The organism is Mycolicibacterium houstonense (assembly GCF_900078665.2).
In the GTDB taxonomy this organism is placed as follows: Bacteria; Actinomycetota; Actinomycetes; order Mycobacteriales; family Mycobacteriaceae; genus Mycobacterium; species Mycobacterium houstonense.
The window spans coordinates 5,233,553-5,255,237 of the sequence record NZ_LT546207.1; the positions used below are offsets into that span (position 1 = coordinate 5,233,553).

The window sequence follows — 21,685 nt, forward strand, 5'->3', positions numbered from 1 at the left end:
TCAACTCGGAGTAGGTGAGCTGCACGGTGCCGTCGTCGAGGGCGGGTGCGTCCGGAAAACGCCGCGCGGTGTCGTTCAGGATGTCGACGAGGGTGCGTGGCTCGGGCGCTAGTGGGGATCGCACGTACTGCGGAGGAATTTCGTGCTCACTGGCCGGGGCTGTCACGACTACAAACTACTAAGCCGTGGCCGCGCCGGCTCGATGGTCGGGGCGGCGTGCCCGTCCGATTTCGATTCGTCCGCCTCGTCAGGCACACTTGTCGGCGGAGGGGAGTATTCCTTCGCTGCGATGTCGTCATCACGTCGATCCTCATGGGTCGATCGGTGTCGCAGACCGGTGCGCGCTGCCGGTGGAAGAGACCTCCGGCGCTTTGACGACCGGAGGATCACTCGATGCAGGTAACCCAGCTGGAATGGATAGTCACCCTCGCTGTGACGATCGCCGTTCTGCTGTTCGACGTTGTCGTGATCGGGCGACGCCCACACGAACCCAGCACTCGCGAAACCGCGACGGCCCTGTCGATCTACATCGGCATGGCGGTGCTGTTCGGGGTGTGGGTGTGGTTGTTCCACGGCAGCCAGTTCGGTCTGGAGTTCTTCGCCGGGTGGCTCACCGAGTACAGCCTGTCGGTGGACAACCTGTTCATCTTCTTGATCATCATGGCCAGCTTCAAGGTGCCGAGGATCTATCAGCAGCAGGCCTTGCTGGTCGGCATCATCCTGGCGCTGATCTTCCGTGGCATCTTCATCGCGCTGGGCGCGGTGGCCATCAACCAGTTCTCCTGGGTGTTCTACATTTTCGGCGCGTTCCTGGTGTACACCGCGATCAACCTGGTCCGTGACACCGACCACGACGACGACGGCGACAACTCCGTCGTCCGGTTCGCGCGCAAGCATCTGCGCACCACCGACAAGTGGGACGGGCTGCGGCTGTGGATCCACGAGAACGGCCAGCGGCTGATGACGCCGATGTTCCTGGTGATCGTGGCCCTTGGCACCACCGACCTCCTGTTCGCGCTGGATTCGATCCCGGCCATCTACGGGCTCACCCAGGAGCCCTACCTGGTGTTCACCGCCAACGTGTTCGCGCTGATGGGCCTGCGGCAGCTGTACTTCCTGCTCGGCGACCTGCTCAAGCGGCTGGTCTACCTGTCCCAGGGGCTGGCGTTCATCCTGGCGTTCATCGGGGTGAAGCTCGTGCTGCACGCGCTGCACGAGAACGAACTGCCGTTCATCAACGGTGGCGAGCCCGTTCACGTCCCGGAGATCCCGACCCTGGCCAGCCTGGGCGTGATCATCGTGACGCTGCTGATCACCACGGCCGCCAGCCTGTACAAGACCCGGGTCCGCGACGCGCGGTAGTCCCTTGGACTCCGCCTGAACGTAACTCTGTTCAGGTGCGGTATCTGCACATAGCGTGGCGGGGGTGCGGCTATTTGTGGTGGAAGCAGGGGACTGGACCGAGCTGACCGACGGTGACCAGCCGACGGCGCGGATCACCGCGCCCGACCTGGCGAAGGCGCGCCGGATCCGGTCCGGTCTCAAGTCCGAGGACGACGCCGTCTCGGTGATCCTCGACGTCACCGTGGCGGTGGCGGGCGACTACCGCTCGGCGCGCTGCGGCCTCACCGTCGCCGGTCCGGACGCCGAGGTGCGCTACGTCGGGACGGTCGACGGCCTGACCGGTTTGATCGCCGACATCGAGGCGGCCGGCGTGGCCGACGGGGTGACGCTGCTGCCTGCCGGTCCGGATCAGGAGCTGCGGGTGCTCGGTGGTGACGTGCTGCGCCGTCTCGAGGCGCGTGATCAGGCGCGCAGAGCCTCGTAGAACAGGTTCAGGTAGCGGGCGGTGCGCTCCGAGCCTTCGACGCCGGGGCCCATCTTGTTCATCACGTAGGCGAACGTGGCGCGATGGTCGGGGTTCATGGTCTCCCAGGAGCCACCCCAGCCACCCCAGAAGCAGATCTTGCCCTCGGGCACGTACGGCACGGTCTCGGTCTGCGGCAGCCCGAAGCCCAGCCCCCACCGCAGCGGGTGTCCGAGCAGGACGACGTCGGGGCCCTCGATCTGCGGTTCGAAGGCCGATTCGACGGTCCCCGGTTTCAGCAGCGTGACGCCGTTGACCGTGCCGCCCAACGAGATCACCGACAGAATCCGGGCCAGCGCCCGGGCATTGCCATGGCCGTTGCCCGCACCGATGTCGGCGGCGCGCCAGGCCGCGGTGTTGGCGATCTCCGGCGACGGCGTGCCCGCGAACGTCTTGAGCGCGATCTCGGGCAGTTGATCCAGCGGAAGATCGAGGGGCTTGTCCGCCGGGATGATGTCGGCGATGCGATGGTGGTCTTCGACGCGTGCGCCGATCTGGAAGTCGGCACCCAGCGGGCCTGAGATTTCTTCGCGGACAAACTCTTTGAGCGTTTTACCGGTGATCCGCCGGAGCACTTCGCCGATGAGGTGGCCATGGGTCAGTGCGTGGTAGCCGGACGCGGTGCCCGGTTCCCACCACGGTGCCTGGGTGGCCAGCGCAGCCGTGGATTTCTCCCAGTCGTAAATTTCTTCGATGGTGAACGGCGGCTCCCATCCCGACAACCCGGAGCTGTGGGTCAGCAGGTGCCGGAACTCGATGTCCTGCTTGCCATTTGCCGCGAACTCGGGCCAGTACTCGGCCACCTTGGCATCGGCGGTGATCAGGCCGCGGTCGATCAGCATGAGCCCGGCCAATGCGGTCACGGTCTTGGTGGACGAGAAGACGTTGACGATGGTGTCCTCGGCCCACGGGGTGGTCTTGGCCGCGTCGGCGTGACCGCCCCACATGTCGACGACGAGTTCTCCGTCGATGTCGATCGCGATGGCCGCGCCGGTCTCCTCGCCCTCGGCTATCGCGGTGGCCAGCGCATCGCGGATGGTGGTGAAGCGGGCATCGCAGTGGCCGTGCACGGTTTCCATCGCCACATCTTGCGCGCCCGGCCGCGGGCCGGCGGCTGAATCCGCTAGGACGGCTGATCCGCCACCGGGGTGACCAGCCGACCCGAGTGCAGGAAGCCGTCCAGGTTCTGCAACACCAGCGCCTCCATCGCCGCCCGGGTCTGCACGGTGCCGCTGCCGACGTGCGGCAGCAGCACCACGTTGTCCAGCGCGGTCAACTCCGAAGGAATGTTCGGCTCGTCGGCGAAGACGTCCAGTCCGGCGCCGGCCAGGCGGCCGTGCACCAACGCGTCGACCAGCGCGTCCTGATCGACCACGGAACCGCGGGCGATGTTGACGAGATAACCGTCGGGCCCGAGAGCGTCCAGCACCGCGCGGTCCACGAGGTGGCGGGTGCCGGCCCCGCCGGCCGCGGCGACCACCAGCACGCGCACCTCGCGGGCCAGCTCCACCGGCGAACCGAGGTACCGATACGGGCTGTCGGGGAGTTGCCTGCGGTTGTGGTAGCTGATCGGACATCCGAACGCGCGCAGCCGGGTGGCGATCGCGCCGCCGATGCGCCCCAATCCCAGAATGCCCACGGGCGATCCTGAAACCTGTTGTGTCAGGGGATAGTTGCCGTCGGTCGCCCACCGTCCGGCCCGCGCATAACGGTCGGCGGCGGACAACCGGCGCATGGTGTCGATCAGCAGACCCACCGCGGTGTCGGCGACACAGTCGTCGAGCACGTCGGGGGTGTTGCTGACGCCGATCCCGCGCGCGGTGGCCGCCTCGACGTCGATGTTGTCGTAGCCGACGCCGAAGTTCACCACGGCCTTGAGGTTGGGCAGCGCGGCCATCAGGTCGGGCTCGACCCGGGTGACGCCGGACACCACGATCGCGGTGATGTCGTCGGCATGGTCGGCGAGGAACGCATCACGCTGGTTGCCGTTGGGCAGGGTGTACGCCTGGTAGTCGGTACGGAGGGTCTCGGCGAGCGACGGTTTGAGCGGGCCCACCTGCATCACGGTTCGCACCGCTTCGATTCTGCGGGAGACGCCGCCGGGCTACCAGTTGTAATAGCCGCCCTCGGGGCCGAGCATGCGCTCCAGCCGGGCCCGGTTGATCCGGGCCAGCTCGTTGCGGACCACCTTGCGCTCGGTCTCGAGGTCGTTGTGCAACCGGTCGGTGATTCCGGCCATGGCGCGGTGCGCGCAGCCGGCGCCCGATGTCGCGGCCGGGGCCGCTCCGTCCTCCACGAACATCACGAAGCCGAACCCGAACCGCTCGACGTACTGCAGCACCCCGGCGTTCAGCTGTGCCATCACCGCCGGGTCGTCGTCCCACACCGAGCACTGCTCGCACACCGACTTCGGGCTGCGCGGGCGCTTCCCGATGTGGGGATAGGCCTGCAGCACCCGGTCGATGGAATCCTCACCGAGGCTGAACAACAGGGCATCGGCCTGCCGGAACAGCGAGTCGTGGTCGGCGTAGGGCCGCCCGCCGGCCAGATCGGTGGCCAGCACCACGCTGTTGCAGCACTCGTAGAGCGCGTGGACGGCCCGCCGCGTCGGCAATGCGTTGAACGCCGGCAACCCCATGCCCTGATGCATCAACACGGGACAATCATCGAACCCGCAGAGCACAGGGGCGTTACCCCGTGTTACGACGGGGCAAATTCAGTGCTGGGCCCGAACTCAGTGGCCATTGGATCGGCCCGCCGATCAGTGACCTTCGGTCTTGAACCGCTCCACCGAGCGCTGCAGCTCGGCCTCGGCCTCTTCGCGGCCCACCCAGTCGGCGGTCTTGACGAACTTGCCCGGCTCCAGGTCCTTGTAGTGCACGAAGAAGTGCTTGATCGCGTCGAGCTCGAACTGCGACACGTCGCCGAGGTCCTGGATGTGGTCCCAGCGCGGGTCGCCTGCGGGCACGCACAGCAACTTGTCGTCGCCGCCGGCCTCGTCGGTCATCCGGAACATGGCCACCGGACGGGCCTCGACGACGCAGCCGGGGAACACCGACTCGGGCAGCAGCACCAGCGCATCCAGCGGATCGCCGTCCTCGCCGAGGGTGTCCTCGAAGAATCCGTAGTCGGCGGGGTAGCCCATCGGGGTGTAGAGGTAGCGGTCGAGCTTGACCCGGCCGGTCTCGTGGTCAACCTCGTACTTGTTGCGCGAACCCTTCGGGATCTCGATGACGACGTCGAACTTCACCGTCGCGGCTCCTTCGCATCTGCGGTCAGTCTTGGGTCGTCGGGCGACGACGCGGGTCAACCCTAATCGAGCGATAGTCTGGCCTAAACGGGTGGCTCGTCCCCACCACCGGCAGAGCAGGAGAAATATGCGGCCCACACGGTGGCGGCAGTCCACCCATGTGGCGGTTGGCGTCGTGGTTCTGGTGCTGGTCGCCGCCGTTGTCGCGGTCGCCGCGGTGCTCACCGGGCACCAGTCCAGTGACGCCGCGGCGGCTCGCCCCGCACCNTGGCGGCGGCCGGCGCGCAGATCGACGGTGCCAGCTGGTGTGTGGCCCTGTCCGGCGGTGCGGACTCGCTGGCGTTGGCGGCGGCCGCCGCGACCCTGCGGCCCACCACCGCGCTGATCGTCGATCACCGCTTGCAGCCGGGCTCGGACGCCGTGGCCGAGACCGCGCGTCGACAGGCGCTTGAGCTGGGATGCGCTGTGGCGCAGGTGATTCCGGTCGACGTCGGTAAACTGGGCGGCCCAGAGGCGGCGGCCCGTCAGGCGCGCTATCTGGCGTTGGGCACCGCCCGCGCCGGTGCGCCGGTCCTGCTGGGCCACACGCTCGACGATCAGGCCGAGACGGTGCTGCTGGGGCTGGGCCGCGGGTCGGGGGCCCGTTCGATCGCCGGGATGCGGGCGCATGACCCGCCGTGGCACCGGCCGCTGCTGGGGGTGCGCCGGGCGGTCACCCACGCGGCGTGCGACGAACTCGGCCTCACGGCCTGGCAGGATCCGCACAACGCCGACCGCCGGTTCACCCGCGCCCGGCTGCGGCACGAGGTGCTGCCGCTGCTGGAGGACGTGCTCGGTGGGGGTGTCGCCGAGGCACTGGCAAGGACCGCCACCGCGTTGCGCGAGGACACCGAGACCCTCGATGCGTTGGGCCGCGAGGCGCTCGCGGCGGCCGTGACCGCCGACGGCGGATTGGACACCGGCCGGCTGGCCGAACTGTCCGATGCCGTGCGCCGCCGGGTGATCCGGGCCTGGTTGCTGGAGGGCGGCGCGTGTGATCTGACCGACATCCAGATTCGCGGGGTGGACCGGCTGGTGACGGCGTGGCGCGGGCAGGGCGGCGTGGCCGTCGGGTCCGGTCTGCGCAAACAGCGGTTGTTCGCGGCGCGGCACGGCGGCGTGCTGCGGCTGCACGCCGAACCCGTCTAGCGAGGCACGTTGGAAAGCGGCCCCCTCACGTGGCACGCTGTTGCAGTGGCTGTCGACTCTGCCGAGCTTTACGCGGGAGACATCAAATCGGTGCTGTTGTCCGAGGAGCAGATCCGGACCCGCACCGTCGAACTGGCGGAGATGATCGCCGAGCAGTACCGCGACGACCTGGGCAACGACGACCTGTTGCTGGTCACCGTGCTCAAGGGCGCGGTCATGTTCGTCACCGACCTGGCCCGGACCATCCCGCTGCCCACACAGCTGGAGTTCATGGCGGTCAGCTCGTACGGCTCGTCCACGTCGTCCTCGGGTGTGGTGCGGATCCTCAAGGATCTCGACCGCGACATCAATGACCGCGACGTGCTGATCGTCGAGGACATCATCGACTCCGGGCTGACCCTGTCGTGGCTGCTGCGCAACCTGGCCACCCGCCGCCCGCGTTCGCTGCGGGTGTGCACGCTGCTGCGCAAGCCCGAGGCCGTCAAGACCGAGCTCGACGTCGCCTACGTGGGCTTCGACATCCCCAACGAGTTCGTGGTCGGCTACGGCCTGGATTTCGCCGAGCGCTACCGCGATCTGCCCTATATCGGCACTCTCGATCCAAAGGTGTACGAGAACGCCTGACAGGCGCAGAATCCGGGTATGGCTGACACCCGGACCGCGCTGCGCATCTGCCCCTTCTGCGAGGCCACCTGCGGCCTGACGCTGACCATCACCGACGACCGGGTGACCGCTGCCCGCGGTGACCGCGACGACGTGTTCAGCGCCGGGTTCATCTGCCCGAAGGGCGCCAGCTTCGGCGAACTCGACAACGACCCCGACCGGCTGTCCGGCCCCCTGGTCCGGCGGGACGGGGTGCTGACCGAGTCCACCTGGGATGAGGCGTACGCCGTCGTCGCCGAGCGGCTCGGCGCGGTGATCGCCGAACACGGCGGCACGTCGGTCGGGGTGTACCTCGGCAACCCGAACGCCCACACCATCGCAGGCAGTCTCTATGCGCCGGTGATCGTCAAGGCACTCGGCACCCGCCAGGTGTTCAGCGCCAGCACGCTCGATCAGATGCCCAAGCACGTGGCGCTGGGCCTGATGTTCGGCAGCCCGATCGCGTTCACCGTGCCGGATCTGGACCGCACCGACTATCTGGTGATCATCGGCGCGAATCCCTTGGTGTCCAACGGCAGCCTGGCCACCGCCGCCGACTTCCCGGGCAAGCTGCGCGCACTGCGCAAACGCGGCGGCAAGCTGACCGTCATCGACCCGGCCCGTACCCGTACCGCCGAACTGGCCGACCGGCACGTCGCGCCGCGGCCCNCGGGCGCCGAACTGTGGGAACAGAACTCCGACGTGCCGATGCAGCCCGCGTCGGTCAACAAGGTGCTGACGACGGCGGCCGCGTTGCTCACGCTGGAGCGCGATGCCCGGCTGACCACGACGGTCCTGGCGGTGGATTCCCAGCCGGGTCTGGTGGTGCTCAAGGGGGGCGGTGACACCACGTTGTCGGCGGCTCCGGACGACATCGACACCTGGTACAAGGGCGCGGCCCGGATCAGCGATCTGGCCGAGCAGGTGCGCAGCAGCGGTGTCACGGTCACCGCGGTGCGGGTGGACACCAGTGCGTACAGCGGGCCGACGATGGCGCCGGGCTGGGATCCGGCCGACATCGAGGGCGGTGACATCGCGCCGATGGAATCGGTGATGCTCGACGGCGGACGGATCCAGCCCACGACGGTGGAATCGAAACGCTCCACGACGCCTGCGCTCGACGCGGGCCGGGCCCTGGCCGCCGCGCTCCGGGTGGACCCGGCCACGGTGACGGTGCTACCCGATGCGGTGCGGGGCGGCAGGCAGATCGCGGCCGTGGAATCGGCCCCGCTGATCGAGCGGCTCCGTCAGATGATGAACGAATCCGACAACGTGATGGCCGAGGCGATCGCGCGTGAGGTGGCCGTCGAACTGCGCGAGCCGCAGAGTTTCGAGGGTGGCGTCGAGGCGGTGCTGAGCCAGCTCAAGGCGATCGGCATCGATACCTCGGGCGCCAAACTGGTTGATTCCAGCGGCTTGTCGGTGGACGACCGGCTCAGCGCCCGGATCCTCGACGACGTGGTCAACATCGCGGCCGGCAGCACCGAACCCGCGCTGCGGCCACTGGTCGACCTGCTGCCCATCGCGGGCGGCAGCGGCACGTTGTCCAACCGCTACCTCGACACCGACGCCGGACGCGACGCCGCCGGTTGGCTGCGGGCCAAGACCGGCTCGTTGACCGGCACCAATGCGCTGGCCGGCATCGTCACCGACGAGAGCGGCCGGGTGCTGACGTTCGCGCTGATCTCCAACAATGCCGGGCCCACCGGCCGCACCGCGATCGACGCGCTGGCCGCGGTGCTTCGTTCGTGCGGATGCGCCACATGACCGAGCGGGTCAGCATGACCGCCGGCCGCGCGGTCGACTGGGATTTCGCCGCGACGGTCGGGGCGAAGCTGGCCCGGCCGGCCCCGGCCGCCACCGACTACACCCGTAACCAGGTCATCGAGCAGCTGTCGGAGAGTTCGAAGGCCGCCGAGCTCCCGGTCCGGGAGGTGACGGGGCTGAACGAGGGTGCCGAGCTGCCCGAGGCCCGCATCGTGGACCGGCCCGAGTGGATCCGCGCGGCCACCCGGTCGATGCGGGTGATGACGACGGGCATCCAGCCCGGAGACGAAACCGATTCGGCCAAACCGGGTTTCATCACCGGACGGGTGACGGGTGCGCAGACGGGCGCGGTGCTGGCGTTCATCTCGTCGGGCATCCTCGGCCAGTACGACCCGTTCGGCCCGAACGGCGGTGAACTGCTGCTGGTATACCCCAACGTGATCTCCGTCGAACGCCAATTGCGGGTCGTCCCAGCAGATTTCCGGCTGTGGGTGTGTCTGCACGAGGTGACCCACCGGGTGCAGTTCCGGGCCAATCCGTGGCTGGCCGACCACATGTCGCAGTCGCTGGCGGTGCTCACCCAGGACGCCGGCGATGACGTCGCCGAGATGGCGGCCCGCCTCGCGCAGTTCGTCCGCAATCAGCGCAACGGGTCGGCGGACCCGAATTCGACCGGCGTACTGGGGCTGATGCGTGCGGTGCAGGCCGAGCCGCAGCGCCGGGCCCTCGATCAGCTGCTGGTGCTCGGCACGCTGCTCGAAGGGCACGCCGATCACGTGATGGATGCCGTCGGCCCGGCGGTGGTGCCCACGGTGTCGACCATCCGGCGTCGCTTCGACGAACGCAGGCAGCGCAAGCAGCCACCGGTGCAGCGGCTGGTGCGTGCGCTGCTCGGCTTCGACGCCAAGCTGAGCCAGTACACCCGGGGCAAGGCGTTCGTCGACCACGTGGTGTCGACCGTCGGGATGGCCCGGTTCAACACGATCTGGTCCGGACCCGACACCTTGCCTCAGCCCCACGAGATCGACGAACCGCAACGATGGATCGACCGGGTGCTCTAGCCGCGCTGCGGCAAGCGGTGGCGGCGGCCGGCGCGCAGATCGACGGTGCCAGCTGGTGTGTGGCCCTGTCCGGCGGTGCGGACTCGCTGGCGTTGGCGGCGGCCGCCGCGACCCTGCGGCCCACCACCGCGCTGATCGTCGATCACCGCTTGCAGCCGGGCTCGGACGCCGTGGCCGAGACCGCGCGTCGACAGGCGCTTGAGCTGGGATGCGCTGTGGCGCAGGTGATTCCGGTCGACGTCGGTAAACTGGGCGGCCCAGAGGCGGCGGCCCGTCAGGCGCGCTATCTGGCGTTGGGCACCGCCCGCGCCGGTGCGCCGGTCCTGCTGGGCCACACGCTCGACGATCAGGCCGAGACGGTGCTGCTGGGGCTGGGCCGCGGGTCGGGGGCCCGTTCGATCGCCGGGATGCGGGCGCATGACCCGCCGTGGCACCGGCCGCTGCTGGGGGTGCGCCGGGCGGTCACCCACGCGGCGTGCGACGAACTCGGCCTCACGGCCTGGCAGGATCCGCACAACGCCGACCGCCGGTTCACCCGCGCCCGGCTGCGGCACGAGGTGCTGCCGCTGCTGGAGGACGTGCTCGGTGGGGGTGTCGCCGAGGCACTGGCAAGGACCGCCACCGCGTTGCGCGAGGACACCGAGACCCTCGATGCGTTGGGCCGCGAGGCGCTCGCGGCGGCCGTGACCGCCGACGGCGGATTGGACACCGGCCGGCTGGCCGAACTGTCCGATGCCGTGCGCCGCCGGGTGATCCGGGCCTGGTTGCTGGAGGGCGGCGCGTGTGATCTGACCGACATCCAGATTCGCGGGGTGGACCGGCTGGTGACGGCGTGGCGCGGGCAGGGCGGCGTGGCCGTCGGGTCCGGTCTGCGCAAACAGCGGTTGTTCGCGGCGCGGCACGGCGGCGTGCTGCGGCTGCACGCCGAACCCGTCTAGCGAGGCACGTTGGAAAGCGGCCCCCTCACGTGGCACGCTGTTGCAGTGGCTGTCGACTCTGCCGAGCTTTACGCGGGAGACATCAAATCGGTGCTGTTGTCCGAGGAGCAGATCCGGACCCGCACCGTCGAACTGGCGGAGATGATCGCCGAGCAGTACCGCGACGACCTGGGCAACGACGACCTGTTGCTGGTCACCGTGCTCAAGGGCGCGGTCATGTTCGTCACCGACCTGGCCCGGACCATCCCGCTGCCCACACAGCTGGAGTTCATGGCGGTCAGCTCGTACGGCTCGTCCNCGTGCGGCGTGGCAGCCGGGGAGATCCGGGAACTGGCCCGCGAGCTCGCGGCGGCACCGACGGCCGCGGTGTACGGCCGGATCGGTACCTCCACGGTCGAGTTCGGCACCGTCGGCAGCTGGCTCGTCGACGTGATCAACGTGCTGACCGGCAATCTCGACCGGCCCGGTGGGGCGATGTTCCCGCTCGGCGCGGCGGCCCACGCGCCGCGTCCGCCGAAACCGGGTCGTGGCTTCAAGACCGGGCGGTGGACCAGCCGGGTCTCGGGCTACCCCGAGGCGTTGTCCGAGTTGCCTGCGGCCGCGCTCGCCGAGGAGATCGACACCGCGGGCGATGGCCAGATCAAGGCGATGATCACCATCGCGGGTAACCCGGTGCTGTCCGCGCCGGACGGTGACCGGCTCGACCGGGCGCTCGACAGCGTCGAGTTCATGCTGGCCGTCGACCCCTACCTCAACGAGACCACCCGTCACGCCGACGTCATCCTGCCGCCGCCCCCACCGTCGCAGACCGCCCACTTCGACGTCGCGCTGAACAATCTCGCGGTGCGCAACAACGTGCGGTACTCCTCGCCGGTGCTGCCGCTGGACGGCCGGCCCGACGAGGCCGAGATCCTGTCACGCCTGGCGCTGATCCTCTACGGGGTAGGGCCCGGCGGCGACCCCGGACTGGTCGACGCCCAGGTGATCGCGACGACACTGGGCAAGGAGGTCGCCGACGCCGATTCACCGGTGGTCGGCCACGACGTACAGGAGCTCACCTCGATGCTGTGGGAGGGCCCCGGCTACGAACGCCGGCTCGACATGATGCTGCGACTCGGGCCGTACGGCGATGCCTTCGGCGCCCGGCCCGACGGGCTCACCCTGGAGCGGCTGAAGGCCAACCCGCACGGTATCGACCTGGGCCCGCTGCAGCCACGGATTCCCGAGGTGCTGCGAACCCCCAGCGGGACAATCGAACTCGCGCCGGAGCCGATCGTCGCCGATGTGGCGCGGTTGCGGGACGCGCTCGGCCGCACCGCAGGCGGATTCCTGTTGATCGGCCGGCGCCATCTGCGGTCCAACAACAGCTGGATGCACAATCTGCCGGCGCTGTCCGGTGGCTCGAACCGGTGCACCCTGCAGATCCACCCCGATGATGCAGCGGATCTGGGTCTCACCGACATCGCCGTCATCAAGGGCCCGGGCGGTGAGCTGCTGGCGCCGGTCGAGGTCAACGACGGCATCCGGCGCGGCGTGGTCTCGCTACCGCACGGCTGGGGGCACGATCGCGGGGGAACCGGTCAGGAACTCGCGGCCAGCCGGCCCGGGGTCAACGTCAATCAGCTCAACGACGGCACCCACCTGGACCCGCTGTCCGGCACGGCGGTGCTCAACGGCATCCCCGTCGACATCGCGCCCGCGGGCTGAGCCTTCTTGTTGACTTTGAGCTGACGCTGCATTTTTGCGGGTGGCGGTGTGCGTGGTTTCAAAGTCAACGGATAGCCGGCTAGGTGAGCTCCCAGATCACCGTCACCGAGAAGTTCACGGTCTGCTGGCCGGGCTCCAGCGGCACCGCCTCCATCGCGGCACGCGGCATCGGGGTGGGTGTCGGTGGCGTCGAGCCGCCGGGTTGTTCGGAGATCGACAGCACTTTGCCCAGCTCCAGCCCGGACAACTCGGCGTACTGCCCGGCCCGGTTCTTGGCGTCCTCGAAGGCCCGCGCCCGCGCATCGTTCACCAGGTCGGAATCGTCCTCGATCGAATAGTTGACCGAGTTGATCCGGGTGGCGTCCCCACCTGTCCCCGCGATCAGGGACAAGGTCTGCGAGGCCTTCGCGGTGTCGCGGATCTTGACGTTGATCGCATTGCTGGCCCGGTAGCCCGTGATAGTGCTGCCTGTGCCGTCGGGGCTGAACTGGGGCTGCACGCTGACCTGGTTGGTGCTGATGTCCTTGCGGTCGATGCCGGACCCGACCAGTGCGTCGATGACGGCCTGCTGCCGCTGGCTGGACTGGTTGAGTGCGGCCGTGACATCCGGCGCGCTGAACTCCATCGCCACATCGGCGGTCAGAGTGTCCGGCACGCCCTGCACCTGGCCCGATCCGACGACGGTCACCTGCCGGGCACCGGCCGGGGCATCGGCGCCGCCGGGCCCCGAACTCGCATCACATGCGCTGGCGCCGACGGCGATCAGACCCGCCGCGGCCGCGCCGAGGACCCGCAACTTCGCATTTCCGGCGATCGGCATGACCGGAACCCTACCGGGACATCACGGCGTAACCAGGACTTTGCAGTGCCGGTCGGGCGAGGCGAGTTCGCCGAACGCGGCGTCGATGCCGTCCAGGCCCACGGTCCCGGTGATCATCGGCGCGACGTCGATGTCGCCCTCGGCGATGGCGCGCAGCGCGGTGGCGAACTCGGCGGGGTCGTAGCCGAACACGAACTGGATGTTGATCTGCTTGGTGATCGCGTAGAACGGGTGCACGGTGTCGGGCTGCATGCAGACCCCGGCCACCACCAGCCGGATGCCCGCGGGTGCGCGGCGCAGCACGTCATCGATGATCCCGGGGGCGCCGACGGCTTCGAACACCACCGCGGGCCGGCACTGGTGAAACGGCGAATCCGTCGCCGGGTCCACTGTGACGTGCGCGCCCATCGTGGCGGCGAGTTCCCGGCGGGCGGTGGAGAAGTCCGAGGCCACAATGGTTTTCACGCCCCGAAGTTTCAGTGCGGCAATGACGGCGATGCCGACCGGACCGCAGCCGATGACGAGGGCTACCGCACCGGGTTCGATGTGTGACGCGTTCACGGCGTGCAGGCCGACGGCCATCGGTTCGGTGAGCGCGGCGTGTTCGGCGCTCAGCCCATTGGGCACCGGGAGCAGCAGTGGTGCCGACAACAACATCTTCTCGGCGTATCCGCCGAGGGTGGTGTTGCTGTACACGATCGGTGCGGCCCCGCCGGCCGAGATCAGCACCGGGACCGAGGTCACCAGGGTGCCGGCCGCGGGCGCCTCGGTTCCCGGTCCGGCATCCAGGATCTCGGCGCTGAACTCGTGGCCCATGAAGACGTCCCCGGACAGGTCGATATCGATGTCCGGCACGCCCTCCAGGTCGGCGCTCGCGGCCAGCATGTCGGCGCCGTGGGTGGCGAAATGCAGATCGGAGCCGCAGATTCCGCAGGCCTTCACCTCGACCAGAACCTGGCCCGGGCCCGGCGCCGGTTCGGGCACGTCATCGCGGACGACCATGCGGCCGTCACGCAGCACGGCGGCACGCATCACGCCTTGCCCTCGGCGCCTTCGGTGGTGTGTTCGGTGATGGCGTTGACGATCGCCTGCCCGGCGCGGCCCAATAGCTGGTCCCGCATGCCCTTGGCCCAGTCGTGCGATGCCCGCGCGGCCGTGAGCTGGCCCTTGAAATGCGGGATCACCTCACGCGCGAACAGCTCATAGGAATGGAAGGTGGCCGCCGGTGGGGCCCAGTCGTGGCCGAGCAGCAGGAACGTCCCGAATCCGCCCGAGCGGTCCAGCAGATCCTGTATGTAGGTGATGGCGTCGGCGGTCGTGCCGATGCAGCAATTTCCTTTGGAGGCATAGCTTTCCACGAACTCGTAGGCAGAGCCGGTGTCCTCGGTCTTCTCGGACAGCGGCACGAAGCCGGCTGCGCCGAAGTAGTTGGCGAAGTCCTGCAGGCCGTACGTGCAGTCCTCGATGGCCTGCTCGCGGGTGTCGGCGAGGTGGATGACGCCCAGCACCCGCCAATTCTTCCGGTCCGGCTCGGGCCGGTCGGACTTGGCGGCCTGATCGCGCACGATGTCCCACGTGGTCTCGATGGCCGCGTAGCCACCGGGTACCGACATCGACAGAGAGAGCAGCGATGTGCCCAGCGTCCCGGCCAGGCGCGGGCCGGACGGCGAAATCATTGCCGCAGTGGATATTTCGGGATAAGGCCAGGTGTAGGGCCGGATGTGCAGTGCGGCTTCGCGCAGGGTGAACCAGTCGGTCTTGCGGTCGATGCGCTCATCAGGCGCGGCCCGGAACAACGCGAGGATCGCCTCGAGAGATTCCTGCATCATCGGCCGCTGGTCCACCGGGTCGATGCCCATCATGTACGCATCCGACGGCAGTGCGCCCGGACCGGATCCGAACATCACCCGGCCGCGGGTGAGGTGGTCGAGCAGCACCCACCGGTCGGCCACCATGAGCGGGTGGTGGTAGGGCAGGGACACCACGCCGGTGCCCAGCCGGATGTGTTTGGTCCGCTCGGCCGCGGCGGCGATGAACACTTCGGGGCAGGCGATGAGTTCATAACCGCCGGAATGGTGTTCGCCGAACCAGGCCTCGTCGTAGCCCAGCCGGTCCAGCACTTCGACCCGGTCCATGTCGTATTGGAGTGCGGTGGTGGGGGATTGGCCGACCGGGTGGAACGGGGTGATGAACACGCCGAAGTTCAACGGACTCACCGCACCTTGTTGGCTCTTCGCGCGAGCGCTCATCGCAGCCCCTCCAGGAACTCCAACAGCACCTTGTTGACCTCGTCGGGGCGTTCCTGCTGCAGCCAGTGACCGGCGCCGTCGATCAGCACCTCCCGGTAGTCCCCGGTGACCAGCTCGCCCACCCGGTCGCGCGGGGTGAAGCTCAGCACCGGGTCCGCGGTGCCGGCCAGGAACAAGGTGGGGGCGGTGATGGTCCGGGTCGCGATCTTCCCCGAGACCGGATCGGTGAGTTCCCAGTTCCGGTCGAAGTTGCGGTACCAGTTCAGCGGCCCGGTGAAGCCGGTCGCGGTGAACGCCTGCACGTAGTGCTCGAACTCGTCGGCGCTGATCCAGTCCGGCAGCGGCGGCACCGGTCGGCCCCTCAGCTCGTCCGGCGGGGCGCTGACGCCTTCCATCGTCATCATGCGGCGCATCGACTCCCGCACGTCGGCGCCCAGGGCGGCATCGGCCTCACCGGGCTCCTGGAAATACAGGATGTAGAAGAAGTTGTCGCCAGCCATGCGGCGCCAGATCTGTGTCGGCGGACCTGATGCCCGGGGGACCGGAGGCACGCTGAGGGCGGCCACCGCGGTGACTCGCTCGGGGAAGAACAGCGGAAAGTTGGTCGCGACGGGTGAGCCCCAGTCGTGGCCGATGAGCACGGCCTGCTCGGCGCCGACGTCATCGAGCAACCCCGCGATGTCGGCGGTCAGCGCCACGATGTCGTAGTCCTCGATCGCCGAGGGCCGCGACGAGCCGCCGTATCCGCGCTGGTCCGGGGCCAGCACGTGGTAGCCGGCCGCGGCGAGCACCGGAATCTGATGGCGCCACGAGTAGGACAGCTCAGGAAATCCGTGGGTCAGCACCGCCACCGGATTTCCGCGCTCTCCCGCCTCGAGCACTTTCAACGTCACGCCGTTGGTATCGACTAACCGTTCGGTTGGTGTGCGCACGGTCCCAGCCAAGCACAGGATCGGCGGCATCGTAAGTCCACCTATCCATAGCTATCGAAATTGAAACGACCGTTTGATGTACGATAGTTTTATGCGTCGAGTCGCCCTCCTGATGATCGCTGTCTGCTGCGTCGTCGCGGCTACGCTCGGTGGGGTCGTGCTCTATCAGAACGACTTCGACATCGCCGAGGAGCGCGTGCAGATCCCCGGTCCGGCGCAGCCGCTCGAGGCGATCCTGGCGCTGCCGAATCACGGCGAGAAGCCTTACGGTCTGGTGATATTCGTGCACGGCGACGGCCCGGCTGACGCGTCCCGCGATTCGTTCTACCGGCCGCTGTGGGAGTCGTTTGCCCGCGCCGGCTACGCCTCGGTCTCCTGGAACAAGCCGGGTGTCGAAGGGGCGCAGGGCAATTGGCTGGATCAGAGCATGCATGACCGTGCCGTCGAGACCGAGGCCGTTCTGGCCTGGGCGCGCGGCCGCCGCGACATCGATCCGCGCCGCATCGGGGTATGGGGCATCAGCCAGGCCGGTTGGGTGCTGCCCGAGGTAGCCGCGAAGCATCCCGAGTTGCAGTTCATGACCCTGGTCGGACCGGCGATCAACTGGTTGCGACAGGGCGAATACAACCTCCTGGCCGAACTGCGGGCGCGGCAGGCCGGCGACAGTGAGATCGCCGCCGCGCTACGGCGGCGGGCCGAATCCCTGCGGCTACTGCGTGCCCACGCCGACTACGACCGGTACCTCGCGGCCAGTGTCGACAACCCGCCGATGTCCGCCGACCGTTGGCGGTTCGTGCGCACCAACTACCTGTCCGACGTGACATCTCAACTTGCGGGGATCAAGATTCCGGTGCTGCTGATTCTCGGTGCGGACGACCGCAACGTCGACGTGGCCGAAACCGAGCGGGTCTATCGCGCGCAGCTGCCACCGAACAAGTTGACCGTCAAGACGTTTCCCGACGCTTCACACAACATCGTGAAGGCGTCCCTGGATCACCATCAGGGCATCCGTGCGTTCCTGGTGGCGGTCTTCGCGCCGCGGTCGCTGTATGCGCCCGGATACCTCGAATTCCTCCGGAAGTTCGTCGAGGGCCAACCCGAAAGGACTGTGCCATGAGAGTTCTCGCCCTAGGTGGCGCCGGAGCGATGGGTGCCGTCGCCGTACGGACCGCCGCCTGCGCCGGCATGGCCGAGCACATCGTCGTCGCGGACCGCGATCACGCAGCGGCGCAACGCCTTGCCCGGGACTTGTCTGCCGCACCCGTGCCGGTCAGTGCTCGCGGCATCGACATCACTTACGACACCGAACTCCGCCGTGCGCTCTCCGAGGCCGACCTCGTGCTGAACACCGTCGGCCCGTATTACCGGTTCGGACTGACGGTGTTGCGGGCGGCGATCGACACCGGGACGCACTATCTCGACATCTGCGACGACTGGGAGCCGACATTGCAGATGCTCGAACTCGACGCGACGGCCCGTGCGGCCGGGGTGACCGCCGTCATCGGCATGGGTGCCAGCCCCGGGGTGAGCAACCTGCTCGCCGCAACCGCGGCGGCCCCACTCGACTCGGTGCGCGACCTGTACACCGCGTGGCCGGTCGACGTGACGGCCGGCGGTGACGAGACGAGCCGCGACCAGCTGATCGGCACGGACGGATCACCCACTGCCGCGGCCGTGCACTGGATGCAGCAGAGCAGCGGCAGCATCACCACGGTGCGGGCCGGCTCGCTGGCCGAACAACGGCCGCTGCGGCCCGTGACGCTCAAGCTTCCCGGCGGCCGCTACGGCACTGCCTACACCGTGGGCCACCCCGAACCCGTCACGCTGCACCGCACCCTCAAACCCACGGGGGACTCGGCCAACCTCATGGTCATCAGTCCATCGGCGCTCGCCTACCTCGACGTGCTGCGCCGGGGCATCGACCGCGGCCGGCTGACCAACGAGACCGCGGCCCGCCGCATCGCCGAACCCGATTTCGCCGGTGTCATCCGGTCGTGGCCGCGCGCCCTGGTCAACAAGGGCCCGGGAAAGCTGCCGCCCTTCTTCGCGGCGGCTTTCGGTGATCGCGGTGGCCGAGCGATGGCCGTACTCGCCCACCTCAACCCGGTGGCCGGAGTCGATGAACTGCTGACCGACATGGCTCGTGCCACCGGAATTCCCTTGGCACTCGGCATGTCCCAGGTCGCTGACGGCGCCGCTCGACGGTCCGGCGTGCACCCCCCGGATGCGGTGATCGACAGAGACCGGTTCTTCGCCGACCTCGACCGCGAACTCGGACGCACCGGTTCGCCACCACTGATCGTGGTGGACCATGAATACCGATGAGTCCTGAGATCCCCACTCGCACCCTGGTGGAGAGCCTGCTGCGGCAGGACGCCACGGTCGATGCGGGCGAGCTCTACGACGTCGCGGGCACCCTCGGGATGAGCGACCAGCAGGTGCGGTTGTGCATCAAGCGTTTGGTCGCCGAGGGACAGTTCGTCCAGGACGGCCGGGGCCGCAAGGCGGTGTTGCGGGCGACGCCGGAGGTGCGCAGCACCATCGAGCCGGATCTGGAGTTCATCCGTTTCATGTACGCCCAGGACCGTGGCCAGGCCGACTGGGACGGCCGGTGGCATGTGGTGGCCTTCGCGATCGGCGAGTCGGCGAGATCGGCCCGCGACTCGATGCGCGACGCGGTCCTGCGACTCGGCGGTGCTCCCGTCCAGGGCGGCCTCTATGTCTCGCCCAACGAATGGGAGCCATACGTGCAGGCCGCGGCCGACCGTTTCGGCGTCACCGATCGCATCACCACTCTCACCACGACCGACCTCACGGTCGGTGGAGTCACCGAGGTACGGGGGCTCGCCGAAGCCCTGTGGCCGCTGGACCGTATCGCCGACGGTCATCGTCGCCTTCTCGCAACCGCGCAGCGCGCCGAACGTGAGCTGCCGGATGCCGACCGAACCACGCGGCTCGGCATCGCGATCGGGCTGGCCGCGGAATTCACCCGGGCAGTAGAGCCGGACCCGCTGCTGCCACCGCAACTGCTGCCGCAGCCGTGGATAGGCGCCACGGCCCGGGCAGCGGTCGCGGACTGCTGGTCGGACCTGCTGCGAGACGATCGGCCCGAGCCCCTGAACCTCTTCCGCTGGTATGCCGATGTCATCGCTGAAGTGGCGGGCATCGTCGGCCAGTAGCCGGCCTGCGGGTGCGGGTAGCCCGGCTAGATAACCGTCGGGAACTGCCGGACGTTGGTCTAGCGGTAGCCTTGATGTCTCAACTGCGCACGTTGGAAGGACCGGGCCGAACTCGGCCAAGTGATCGATGAACCGCAAAAATGTGATCCGCACGCTGACCGTGATCGCGGTCGTGCTGCTGCTGGGCTGGTCGTTCTTCTATTTCAGCGACGACACCCGCGGCTACAAACCCGTCGACACCTCGGTGGCGGTGGCCCAGATCGGTGCTGACAACGTCAACAGCGCCCAGATCGACGACCGCGAGCAGCAGTTGCGCCTCGATCTGAAGAGCGGCAAAGAAGAGACCGAGAACTCCGACAAGGTCATCACCAAGTACCCCACCGGTTACGCGGTGAAGCTCGTCGACCAACTCGAGGCCAAGAACGTCAAGTTCGGTACCACCGTGAACCAGGGCAGCTTCCTGGGCTCGATGCTGATCTACATGCTGCCGCTGCTGCTGCTGGTGGCGCTGTTCGTGATGTTCTCGCGCATGCAGGGCGGCGGCCGGATGGGCTTCGGCTTCGGCAAGAGCAAGGCCAAGCAGCTGGGCAAGGACATGCCCAAGACCACGTTCGCCGACGTCGCCGGTGTCGACGAGGCGGTCGAGGAGCTCTACGAGATCAAGGACTTCCTGCAGAACCCCAGCCGCTACCAGGCACTGGGCGCCAAGATCCCCAAGGGTGTGTTGCTGTACGGCCCACCGGGAACCGGTAAGACCCTGCTGGCCCGCGCCGTCGCGGGCGAGGCCGGGGTCCCGTTCTTCACGATCTCGGGCTCGGACTTCGTAGAGATGTTCGTCGGTGTCGGCGCCTCCCGGGTGCGCGACATGTTCGAGCAGGCCAAGGCCAACAGCCCGTGCATCATCTTCGTCGACGAGATCGACGCTGTTGGCCGCCAGCGTGGCGCCGGCATGGGCGGCGGCCACGACGAGCGCGAGCAGACGCTCAACCAGTTGCTGGTCGAGATGGACGGCTTCGGCGACCGCCAGGGCGTCATCCTGATCGCGGCCACCAACCGGCCCGACATCCTCGACCCGGCGTTGCTGCGGCCCGGCCGCTTCGATCGCCAGATCCCGGTCTCCAACCCCGATCTGGCCGGCCGTCGCGCCGTGCTCAAGGTGCACTCGGCGGGTAAGCCGATCGCGCCCGACGCCGACCTGGACGGGCTGGCCAAGCGGACCGTCGGCATGTCCGGCGCTGACCTGGCCAACGTCATCAACGAGGCCGCGCTGCTCACCGCACGCGAGAACGGCACCATCATCACCAGCGCGGCGCTGGAGGAGGCGGTCGACCGCGTCGTCGGCGGCCCGCGCCGCAAGAGCCGCATCATCAGCGAGCAGGAAAAGAAGATCACCGCCTACCACGAGGGTGGACACACCCTTGCGGCGTGGGCGATGCCCGACATCGAGCCGATCTACAAGGTCACCATCCTGGCGCGCGGCCGCACCGGTGGCCACGCCGTCGCCGTGCCCGAGGACGACAAGGGCCTGATGACCCGCTCGGAGATGATCGCCCGGCTGGTGTTCGCCATGGGTGGCCGCGCCGCCGAGGAGCTGGTGTTCCGCGAGCCCACCACCGGCGCGGTGTCCGACATCGAGCAGGCCACCAAGATCGCCCGGGCCATGGTCACCGAGTACGGCATGAGCTCCAAGCTGGGCGCGGTGCGCTACGGCACCGAGCACGGCGACCCGTTCCTGGGCCGCACCATGGGCACCCAGGCCGACTTCGGTCATGAGGTGGCCCGCGACATCGACGACGAGGTGCGCAAGCTGATCGAGGCCGCGCACACCGAGGCGTGGGAGATCCTGACCGAGTACCGCGATGTGCTCGACACGCTGGCCGGTGAGCTCCTGGAGAAGGAGACGCTGCACCGCGCCGAGCTGGAGGCCATCTTCGGCGACGTCAAGAAGCGCCCGCGGCTCACCATGTTCGACGACTTCGGTGGCCGCGTGCCCTCGGACAAGCCGCCGATCAAGACCCCCGGCGAGATCGCCATCGAGCGCGGCGAGCCGTGGCCGCCGCCGGTGCCCGAGCCGGCCTTCAAGGC

The 21,685-nt window shown here is 68.6% G+C and carries 20 protein-coding genes and 2 pseudogenes; 14 read left to right on the forward strand and 8 right to left on the reverse strand.

The features are described 5' to 3' along the window. Positions 1-393 precede the first annotated feature (393 nt). Both BN4332_RS26310 and BN4332_RS26315 read left to right on the forward strand, forming a co-directional pair. Positions 394-1,362: a TerC family protein gene (locus BN4332_RS26310; RefSeq protein ID WP_066902371.1), complete on the forward strand. Its 969-nt coding sequence runs from the start codon at positions 394-396 to the stop codon at positions 1,360-1,362. 55 nt (positions 1,363-1,417) lie between these two features. Further along, the gene (locus BN4332_RS26315; protein WP_066902372.1) at positions 1,418-1,828 is read left to right on the forward strand and encodes a hypothetical protein; all 411 of its coding nucleotides are present in this window, start codon (positions 1,418-1,420) and stop codon (positions 1,826-1,828) included. On the opposite strand, the gene BN4332_RS26320 is transcribed toward BN4332_RS26315, so the two are convergent. The 4 genes from BN4332_RS26320 to BN4332_RS26335 all read right to left on the reverse strand — a co-directional run bounded on the left by BN4332_RS26320 (position 1,807) and on the right by BN4332_RS26335 (position 5,117). Next, positions 1,807-2,946: a serine hydrolase domain-containing protein gene (locus BN4332_RS26320; protein ID WP_066902373.1), complete on the reverse strand. Its 1,140-nt coding sequence runs from the start codon at positions 2,944-2,946 to the stop codon at positions 1,807-1,809. The genes BN4332_RS26315 and BN4332_RS26320 overlap by 22 nt on opposite strands. Positions 2,947-2,990: 44 nt before the next feature. After that, positions 2,991-3,929 (reverse strand): 2-hydroxyacid dehydrogenase, encoded by a 939-nt coding sequence (locus BN4332_RS26325; RefSeq protein ID WP_066902385.1) that lies wholly within the window; start codon positions 3,927-3,929, stop codon positions 2,991-2,993. Between the two features lie 42 nt (positions 3,930-3,971). After that, entirely contained in the window at positions 3,972-4,523 is a 552-nt protein-coding gene (locus tag BN4332_RS26330; RefSeq protein ID WP_066902374.1) for a 2-oxo-4-hydroxy-4-carboxy-5-ureidoimidazoline decarboxylase, read from the reverse strand. Positions 4,524-4,628: 105 nt separating this feature from the next. Beyond that, entirely contained in the window at positions 4,629-5,117 is a 489-nt protein-coding gene (locus BN4332_RS26335; protein WP_066902375.1) for an inorganic diphosphatase, read from the reverse strand. A gap of 127 nt (positions 5,118-5,244) precedes the next feature. Here BN4332_RS26335 and BN4332_RS35640 point away from each other — a divergent pair, with 127 nt between their 5' ends. The 8 genes and pseudogenes from BN4332_RS35640 to BN4332_RS26370 form a co-directional block, all read left to right on the forward strand. Then, positions 5,245-5,502 (forward strand): hypothetical protein, encoded by a 258-nt coding sequence (locus BN4332_RS35640; RefSeq protein ID WP_435405181.1) that lies wholly within the window; start codon positions 5,245-5,247, stop codon positions 5,500-5,502. After that, positions 5,385-6,305: a tRNA lysidine(34) synthetase TilS gene (gene tilS / locus BN4332_RS26345; protein WP_200820443.1), complete on the forward strand. Its 921-nt coding sequence runs from the start codon at positions 5,385-5,387 to the stop codon at positions 6,303-6,305. Before BN4332_RS35640 ends, tilS (BN4332_RS26345) begins: the two co-directional genes overlap by 118 nt. Positions 6,306-6,350: 45 nt before the next feature. Further along, positions 6,351-6,929, forward strand: coding sequence for a hypoxanthine phosphoribosyltransferase (hpt, locus tag BN4332_RS26350; RefSeq protein WP_066902376.1), 579 nt, complete (start codon positions 6,351-6,353; stop codon positions 6,927-6,929). An 18-nt stretch (positions 6,930-6,947) separates the two neighbouring features. Beyond that, positions 6,948-7,091, forward strand: a pseudogene (locus tag BN4332_RS34695) (hypothetical protein); the annotation flags it as partial. 39 nt (positions 7,092-7,130) lie between these two features. Then, positions 7,131-8,714, forward strand: coding sequence for a D-alanyl-D-alanine carboxypeptidase/D-alanyl-D-alanine endopeptidase (gene dacB / locus BN4332_RS26355; RefSeq protein WP_268811536.1), 1,584 nt, complete (start codon positions 7,131-7,133; stop codon positions 8,712-8,714). Then, positions 8,711-9,775 (forward strand): Rv3626c family coenzyme F420 biosynthesis-associated protein, encoded by a 1,065-nt coding sequence (locus BN4332_RS26360; RefSeq protein ID WP_096867142.1) that lies wholly within the window; start codon positions 8,711-8,713, stop codon positions 9,773-9,775. Before dacB ends, BN4332_RS26360 begins: the two co-directional genes overlap by 4 nt. Beyond that, positions 9,754-10,713, forward strand: a complete 960-nt coding sequence (tilS, locus tag BN4332_RS26365; protein ID WP_066902378.1) for a tRNA lysidine(34) synthetase TilS — start codon at positions 9,754-9,756, stop codon at positions 10,711-10,713. Before BN4332_RS26360 ends, tilS (BN4332_RS26365) begins: the two co-directional genes overlap by 22 nt. A gap of 298 nt (positions 10,714-11,011) precedes the next feature. Next, a pseudogene (locus BN4332_RS26370) lies at positions 11,012-12,420 on the forward strand (molybdopterin dinucleotide binding domain-containing protein); the annotation flags it as partial. 79 nt (positions 12,421-12,499) lie between these two features. Here BN4332_RS26370 and BN4332_RS26375 read toward each other — a convergent pair. From BN4332_RS26375 to BN4332_RS26390, 4 genes are read right to left on the reverse strand one after another with little or no spacing between them, the layout of a single operon-like run. Continuing rightward, positions 12,500-13,240, reverse strand: coding sequence for an SIMPL domain-containing protein (locus BN4332_RS26375; protein ID WP_066902379.1), 741 nt, complete (start codon positions 13,238-13,240; stop codon positions 12,500-12,502). Positions 13,241-13,261: 21 nt separating this feature from the next. Beyond that, the gene (locus tag BN4332_RS26380; protein ID WP_066902380.1) at positions 13,262-14,272 is read right to left on the reverse strand and encodes a zinc-binding dehydrogenase; all 1,011 of its coding nucleotides are present in this window, start codon (positions 14,270-14,272) and stop codon (positions 13,262-13,264) included. Beyond that, on the reverse strand, positions 14,272-15,489 hold the full coding sequence (locus BN4332_RS26385) for an LLM class flavin-dependent oxidoreductase (RefSeq protein WP_066902381.1): 1,218 nt from the start codon (positions 15,487-15,489) through the stop codon (positions 14,272-14,274). The genes BN4332_RS26380 and BN4332_RS26385 overlap by 1 nt, the downstream gene beginning before the upstream one ends. After that, the gene (locus BN4332_RS26390) at positions 15,486-16,451 is read right to left on the reverse strand and encodes an alpha/beta fold hydrolase (RefSeq protein WP_276079266.1); all 966 of its coding nucleotides are present in this window, start codon (positions 16,449-16,451) and stop codon (positions 15,486-15,488) included. Before BN4332_RS26390 ends, BN4332_RS26385 begins: the two co-directional genes overlap by 4 nt. 79 nt (positions 16,452-16,530) lie before the next feature. Between BN4332_RS26390 and BN4332_RS26395 the strand changes: the two genes are divergently transcribed. From BN4332_RS26395 to ftsH, 4 genes are all read left to right on the forward strand, one after another. Further along, complete coding sequence (locus BN4332_RS26395; protein ID WP_066902387.1) at positions 16,531-17,538, forward strand: alpha/beta hydrolase family protein; 1,008 nt, start codon at positions 16,531-16,533, stop codon at positions 17,536-17,538. Then, complete coding sequence (locus BN4332_RS26400) at positions 17,535-18,746, forward strand: saccharopine dehydrogenase family protein (RefSeq protein WP_066902382.1); 1,212 nt, start codon at positions 17,535-17,537, stop codon at positions 18,744-18,746. The genes BN4332_RS26395 and BN4332_RS26400 overlap by 4 nt, the downstream gene beginning before the upstream one ends. After that, positions 18,743-19,600, forward strand: coding sequence for a PaaX family transcriptional regulator C-terminal domain-containing protein (locus BN4332_RS26405; protein ID WP_066902383.1), 858 nt, complete (start codon positions 18,743-18,745; stop codon positions 19,598-19,600). Before BN4332_RS26400 ends, BN4332_RS26405 begins: the two co-directional genes overlap by 4 nt. Positions 19,601-19,727: 127 nt before the next feature. Next, a partial coding sequence (gene ftsH, locus BN4332_RS26410) for an ATP-dependent zinc metalloprotease FtsH (RefSeq protein ID WP_066902388.1) occupies positions 19,728-21,685 on the forward strand: 1,958 nt, incomplete at its 3' end.